Source organism: Polyangium fumosum (genome assembly GCF_005144585.1).
Lineage (GTDB): Bacteria > Myxococcota_A > Polyangia > Polyangiales > Polyangiaceae > Polyangium > Polyangium fumosum.
In genome coordinates this window covers 1-5,136 of record NZ_SSMQ01000162.1, presented here as the reverse complement: position 1 = coordinate 5,136, position 5,136 = coordinate 1, and the positions used below count along the sequence as shown (strand labels likewise).

Genomic DNA, 5,136 nt, shown 5'->3' with positions numbered 1-5,136 from the left:
CACGTGATGGGGCCGTAGGTCTTCGGGCGATGAGCCCATGGTCTCCCGCATCGTGCCCATCTCTCGAAGCCACGAGCCCGCCGCCCCTTCCATCGTCCCCGTTCCTCCAAGGCACGGCCTCGTACCTTCGGAGGCTCGAGGGCACGCCCCAGAGACACGACCTCGTACCTCCAAGGCACGGCCTCGTACCCCTGGAGGCTCGACGGCAGGTCCTGATCAACTTTGATCACCTGGTTCGTCCAGGAACATCGCCCGATCCCCCCGATCAGGCTCCGCCATGTCCTACCCGCTCCTACCTCGCGCCGTGAACTTGTACGCTTGCCCGCAGTCGTGCGAGCGTCGGCGGTATGCGTAGACCAGTCGACTTTGAGACAACCATCCGCAGCGTGCGCGTATCGCAGCTCACACAAGCTACACGTAGCAGCGGCATCAGCCAGGAGTTCATCAAGAACCTGGTGTGGCTTTTCATCGAAACGATGGCAGCCATGCAGTGGCCTAGCCATTTGTGGGAACTTCGAGCCACGCCAGGCGTCACGGCGAGCCCCATAACGGGCGGGATCGACATGACGCTACGCCTGTGCATGTACCAGCCTGGCGAAGGTCACAGCGTTCCTTTGCACGTAACCTTCGGGTCGAGCGGCGACATGACTATTACATGGCCCGTCGATCCAAAACTACAGACGGACGTCTCTGCCAAAGATGGCGCGCAGTACGGTCAAAAAGCCATTGACGATCTGTCGTACGCCATCCGCGAAGCGTTCGCCGCGACTGCCGTTGGTTAGAAGCCACCGCGTCTTCTCACGCGCCTCCTCTCGCTCTTCCTCCCACTTCCACTGCCATTCGCGCAGTATCCGCGCCCGCTGATCCGCAAGGGCTTCCTCTCTCGTTGGGATCAGCGATCGGCTGGTGGCGTTCCGCGTGTTGTCCATGCGCACATTGTACCCTCGTGAAGTACATGCGCACGCACGCCCGCACGGCTAGCCACCCCTACCGTCAACGTTGGCACGGTTGACCTCGTGAACGGTCCGATCGTGGAGACCGTTGTGCGGTCGTAGCTAGGACATTCGCTGTCCTAGCTCATTAGCGAATTATCGCGAGAATCGGCCAATTCGTGATATCGTCATCCCATCAAGTGAGCCGCTGAAACGGTCGAGCCGACGACGCGCATGGGGCGCGACGCGGCGCCCGTGGCGGCCCTTGCTGGGGCTTTCGTCGTGGCCAACGTCCTGCCGCTGGACAAGCGCGTGAACGTCGTTCGGCACCTCGTAGAGGGTGCCAGCGTGCGCGCGACGTCGCGGCTCACGGACGTGTCGCTTCCGACGGTCCTCTCGACCCTGCTTCGGATGGGCGCGGGGTGCGACAACCTGCACAACCTGCTCGTGAGGGACCTCGACATCCGCGAGATCCAGCTCGATGAAATCTGGTCCTACGTGCAGAAGAAGCAGGCCCGCGTCACCGCGGAGGATCCCGCGGAGTTCGGCGACGCCTACGCCTACCTCGCGATGTCGCGCACGAAGAAGCTCCTCGTGAGCTACCGCGTGGGGAAGCGGGACGAGGCGAACACGAAGGCCTTCGTGGCCGATCTCCGGGCCCGGCTCGTGACGATCCCGGAGCTGTCCACGGACGGCTGGCAGAGCTACCCCGTGGCCGTGGGGCAGAGCTTCGGGGGCGCGGTGGACCACGCCGTGATCCACAAGGATTACTCGAAGAAGGGGCGGCGCGAGGGACCGGCGGATCACCGCTACGAGCCGCCCCGGGATCCGTTCATCACGAAGAAGACCGCGCACGGGGCGCCGAACCTCGACCGGGCCTCTACCTCGCACGTCGAGCGCGCGAACCTCACGGTCCGGATGCACGTCCGCCGCTTCACGCGGCTCTGCAACGGCTTCTCGAAGAAGATCGAGAATCACCGCGCGGCCGTGAGCCTGCACGTCGCCTGGTACAACTTCTGCCGCGTCCACGAGAGCTTGCGCGTCACGCCTGCCATGGAGGCGGGCATCACGGATCACGTCTGGTCCGTGCAGGAGCTTATCGAGCGTGCCCTCGCCGCGGAGCCGTGCGCGCCTCCGGAGCCGAAGAAGCTTGTGCCGCCCGCCCCGGCCCCGGGCGAGAAGCATGGCGCCGCCCGCGAGCTGCCGAACGGCAAGGGATGGCTCCGCGCCCTGCCCGGCGGGAAGGGCAAGCCGAGCGAGGCTCCGCGGGCTCCTACGCCGCCCGCCGCGCCAGCGGTAGCAGCCGAGGTGCCAACATTGGCGACGCGCGCACCGTGTGACGCTCTGCCGCCACGGGGGACGCAGTTGGATCTGTTCGCGTGGAGGCCGCGGGAGCGGCAGTTAGAGCTTTTCCCAGACGGGTAGGGTTGCGCGTGGGCATGGGCGTGGAATCATAAGGCGCATGCACATCACGGTCAAAAGCGCCCTCATGATGCCAGGTATGACCTTGCGCTTCCCAAGCGATGGTCACATCGAAATCTCGTATGAGCCGGTTGGGTGTTGGACGGCAACACGGGGCAAGCGACCACACACCACTCCCGACGAAGAGCAGAGCCCGAGCAACTCGGCCGCGCCTACGGATGAAACTGCTCAACGAACGCCCTAAATCCACGAAGCAAATCTCCGCGCGGCAAACCGCCCACTTGAACTATAGTGTAGCGATCGAGCTCGATTAGAGCTGACAATCGCATGTGCTCTTGCCGAGCGTCAAGTTCGCCGCCAATGGCAAACATAGAATCGCTCAAGTCGATGCAGTTCGGACTATGTTCTGCTTTGTATTGCCTCAACTTTTCTGCCTCGGCGCCAGTTGATGGTACGGCGTGAATGACGATATGCGTATACACTGTCATGGTATGACTCCTGTGCGATGCGTGGTTCCGCGTACCGTAGGCGCATCGCACAGGAGCGACCAAATTTACTGCGCAGGCGCAGTGTTCGCGGCGTCGATCCGGGCTTCCAACTCCCGAATGCTGCGAAGGATCTCCAGGCGCAGGTAGGAGCGATAGATCAGGCGAGCGCCACCGGAGTAGGCGGCGCTCGTCCGTTCAGCGACGGCGCTTCCGGGGGCGGTCGTAGCGCTTGGCGAGCGCGTCACGAGCCCGCGCGACGTGGCTGTAGACGGTCTGCACGTCGAGCCCCAACTCGCGGGCGATGTCTTCCGCGCTCTTCCCTTGCAGGACGAGCAGAAGGACACGCACCGGCCGGGCCGTCGAGCGCGCGATGCTTCGCAGGAGGTGCCGGGCCTCTGCGATGTCCTCCGGACGCGCCGCGAGATCGGGCAGGTCGCGATCGTGTTCCTCGCCGATCGGCACGTGTCGGGCGTCCTTCCGGCGCAGCCGGGCGGCTTGGTTGCCCGCGACGCGCCACGCGATGTTGACGAGCAACGTTCGGATCACGACGTCGGGCGGGTCGGTGTAGGCGCCGCGGACGCGCCCCTCGTCCACCATGCGCCAGAGCACGAACAGCGCGTCCTGCGTCACCTCGTCGATGTCCGCCTCGCCAAGGACGGGCCACTTCGCGCGGAGGTATGCGCGGGCGAAGCCGCGGTACGTGTTCAAGTCACGCGCCGTCGCTTCGATGATCGGCTCGCCCGGACGATCGGGATCGTCGCGGTAGCGGATCACGGCTCACCTCCGCGGACGAGGGCGTCGAGATCCACCCCGAGCACGCGCGCCACGCGGGACGCGAAAAGCAGCGTGCAATGGATCTCGCCGTGCAGGACCGCGCGCACGTACTGCCGGGCGAAGCCGAGCATCTTGGCCGACTCCCGCGCCGTTCGCGCCGCGACGTAGGGCGCGAGCGCCTTTCGCACGCGTGCCGCCTGCACTTCCGTGAGGACCGCGGGGAGGCTGTCCGGAGCCTCGTCATTGCCATGGCCGTGCTCATGGTCGCTCATGACGCGCCTCCCTTCCGGCGAGGGGAGGACACGAGGACGAGCGCGGGCGCCTTGCGGGGCGGCGCCTTCCCGGCGAGGGCATCGTCAAGGGACAAGCCCACGGCGCGCGCGATGCTCCGCGCGAGCGCCATGTTTCCCGGCTCTGATCCATCGCAGAACGCGAGCACGACCGAACGATGGAAGCCGACCTTGTGGGCCACGAGGATCCACGAGCCGAGTTCCCGGTGAAGGTGGCGAAGCAGAGCGCGGAGGTTCGCCCGTTGGATCTCGACGAGACCACCGGGGTAGAGGGGAGCGGCCATCACGACGCGCCCCCTTTCCGACCGCAGAGGGCGCACGCGCCCACGACGTGTGGACGCCCGGATAGTACTTGCTCGACGTGGATGCCCGCGGCGCGGGCGAGGAGCACGGCGACGGCGTAGGACGCTTGCTCCCCGGCTCGGATGAGCGTGGCGCGGTGGACACCGACGACCGCGGCGAGCACGTCGAGCCCGCCGTAGGCGCGGGCGACGTTGCGGATCGTGGCGCGGATCCGCTTGCGTTCCTCGGACGTGGGGAGGAGGTTCGGGCTCTTCCGGCCCTTGGGCGGACGAGTCCCTTGGCCCCGCGGGGCGGGGTGGACTAAACGAAGCATGGGTTGCGACCTCGGACGATGGGGTTGCGGCCAAGTCGCCCCGGGGGTTTGCAGACCTTCCGGGGCGGCGCCTTTCAGGCCCGCCGAACCTACGCGCCGAGATCGCTATTCGCTACGGAGATCGGCGAAGTTGATCAGTTGGGGGCTAAGTTGAGCAGCACCCGACGGCACGCCCCAGAGACACGTCCCCGTCCCTCCAAGGCACGGCCTCGTACCTCCAGAGGCTCGACGTCGTCTCTTCGGACACATGCCCCCATCCCTCGCACACACGTGCCCGTCGCTTTGGGGCTCGGCCCCCAAGCTTGAAGACACGGCCTCATCGATGAACTGCGCATCGCGCAGCTCATCGAATCGACGCCAGCGAACCCCCCCATGGTCTTGCCACCGGCCCGCTGAAAGGCCGCGCACCTGTCTCGGTTGGCAACGTTGCTGCCGGTCTTGACCGGGCCTGTTCGATGAACTGCGCATCGCGCAGTTCATCGACCCCGGGTCCAGCCCCTGGCCTGAGCATTGGTCTCATCGCAAGCCGCCGCGCCGGGGCGCTGCCCCGGGCCCCGCGGGGGCTGTTCGCCCCTCGACCCGAACCAGGGCCAGCCCTGGACCATTTGGGGAAG

The 5,136-nt window shown here is 66.2% G+C and carries 6 protein-coding genes; 2 read left to right on the top strand and 4 right to left on the bottom strand.

Annotation, left to right across the window (positions count from 1 at the left end):
- The first annotated feature begins 386 nt into the window (after positions 1-386).
- Positions 387-782, top strand: coding sequence for a hypothetical protein (locus tag E8A74_RS51390; RefSeq protein WP_136936545.1), 396 nt, complete (start codon positions 387-389; stop codon positions 780-782).
- A 432-nt stretch (positions 783-1,214) separates the two neighbouring features.
- Positions 1,215-2,357: an IS1 family transposase gene (locus E8A74_RS51385; RefSeq protein ID WP_136936544.1), complete on the top strand. Its 1,143-nt coding sequence runs from the start codon at positions 1,215-1,217 to the stop codon at positions 2,355-2,357.
- Positions 2,358-3,037: 680 nt separating this feature from the next.
- Here the strand turns inward: E8A74_RS51385 and E8A74_RS51380 are convergent.
- Genes E8A74_RS51380 through E8A74_RS51365 form a run of 4 tightly spaced genes read right to left on the bottom strand, consistent with a single transcriptional unit; the run spans position 3,038 to position 4,522 of the window.
- The gene (locus E8A74_RS51380) at positions 3,038-3,616 is read right to left on the bottom strand and encodes an RNA polymerase sigma factor (RefSeq protein WP_211365656.1); all 579 of its coding nucleotides are present in this window, start codon (positions 3,614-3,616) and stop codon (positions 3,038-3,040) included.
- A complete protein-coding gene (locus tag E8A74_RS51375) occupies positions 3,613-3,888 on the bottom strand; it encodes a helix-turn-helix domain-containing protein (protein ID WP_136936543.1) in 276 nt (91 codons plus the stop codon). The genes E8A74_RS51380 and E8A74_RS51375 overlap by 4 nt, the downstream gene beginning before the upstream one ends.
- Positions 3,885-4,193: a hypothetical protein gene (locus E8A74_RS51370; protein WP_136936542.1), complete on the bottom strand. Its 309-nt coding sequence runs from the start codon at positions 4,191-4,193 to the stop codon at positions 3,885-3,887. The genes E8A74_RS51375 and E8A74_RS51370 overlap by 4 nt, the downstream gene beginning before the upstream one ends.
- Positions 4,190-4,522, bottom strand: a complete 333-nt coding sequence (locus tag E8A74_RS51365; protein WP_136936541.1) for a transcriptional regulator — start codon at positions 4,520-4,522, stop codon at positions 4,190-4,192. Before E8A74_RS51365 ends, E8A74_RS51370 begins: the two co-directional genes overlap by 4 nt.
- Positions 4,523-5,136: the final 614 nt, after the last annotated feature.